The following is a 1,444-nucleotide window of genomic DNA, read 5'->3' as shown; positions in this document are numbered from 1 at the left end:
GGCTCTACAATATTTGTTGTTGGTGATAGAAAATCTATCACTGGCGGCAATTTTTTTATATAATAATACAAAAAAGGGAACTTCGTTTCCTTTAATGGCCAGCCAGCCCAAAAGAAAGAGGTTCCCTCATGATTAATCATACTAAAGTTTTACTTGGAATAGAAGACCCAAATATTATAATTGATAATAATTTAGCTATTCAGTCTGATTCTGATAGTACTATTTTTATTTATGGTACTTTAAATTATCGTCCTAAAGCTTGCCAAAAATGTGGCATTATCAATACAAATCAGATTATTAATTATGGTTGGCGAACTGTTTCGGTTCGCTTACCTCGTTCATTTGAACGGACTATTATTCTTAAATTACGCAAACAAAATTTCCACTGTAAAACATGCCACGGTTACTTTTTGGCACAAACAACACTCACAACAAAACATTGTTCTATTTCACTTAACTGCCGTAAAGCTTGTATTGAAAAGTTAAAAGAAACGAGTTCTATGACCCATATCGCAAAAGAACTCGCTACTTCGACTAACTACGTTAGTCGTGTGCTTGCTTTAACCAAACATGATTTCAAAGTAAATTTAAATTATTTACCGGAAGTTCTTCTTTTCGATGAGATTAAAACAACAAAAGGTGCCTTAAGCTTTGAATATATGGATGCCAAAACTCACGAATTAATTGATTTAATCGATGCACGAACCATCTATCAGATTACCAAGCACTTTAATCGTTATGTTAAAACTGCACGTGATAACGTCAAAATAATTGTGACAGATATGAATTATACCTATCCTAAACTAGCTGAAACGTTGTTTCCTAATGCCATTGTTGTATATGATCGATTTCATATTGTTCAATCTATGACTAGAGCTTTCAATCAAACTAGGATTCAAATTATGAAAAAACTTACAGTAAGTTCCCAATCCTACAAACAATTAAAACGATATTGGAAATTGTTATTAAAACCAATGAGCCAATTAAATTATAAAAATTTTCGTCATTGGTCTTACTTCAAAGAATGGCAAACTGAAACAGATCTAATTCAAAATCTACTAGCTATTGATCCAATCTTAGCTAATACCTATGATTGTCTTCAAAATAGCTTAACTGCCATCCGTAATAAAGATTGGTCAAAACTTAATTATCAGTTAACTAACGCCAAAGGCGTTTCAGAACAATTTCAAAAGGTAACTGTATCACTCATGAAACAACCAGATTATTTAAAAAATGCGCTACGATATCCCTATTCTAACGGTCCTTTAGAAGGACTTAACAATAAACTAAAAGTAATTAAGCGCAATGCTTATGGGTTTAAAAATTTTAGCCAGTATCGTTTACGTATTTTGAGTACAATTAAATTTTAAGCAAAAAAAGAAACCTGTTATCAAATAACAGATTTCTCAATGACAATTTCACCAACAACAGTTGACGAAGAGCC

At 31.9% G+C, this 1,444-nt stretch carries 1 protein-coding gene; it reads left to right on the top strand.

Annotation, left to right across the window (positions count from 1 at the left end; genetic code table 11):
• Positions 1–128: 128 nt before the first annotated feature.
• Positions 129–1,370, top strand: a complete 1,242-nt coding sequence (locus ACVQ8P_RS00345; RefSeq protein WP_462296868.1) for an ISL3 family transposase — start codon at positions 129–131, stop codon at positions 1,368–1,370.
• Positions 1,371–1,444: the final 74 nt, after the last annotated feature.

This window comes from Dellaglioa sp. BT-FLS60 (assembly GCF_054941065.1).
This window is presented reverse-complemented; position numbering and strand designations above follow the sequence as displayed.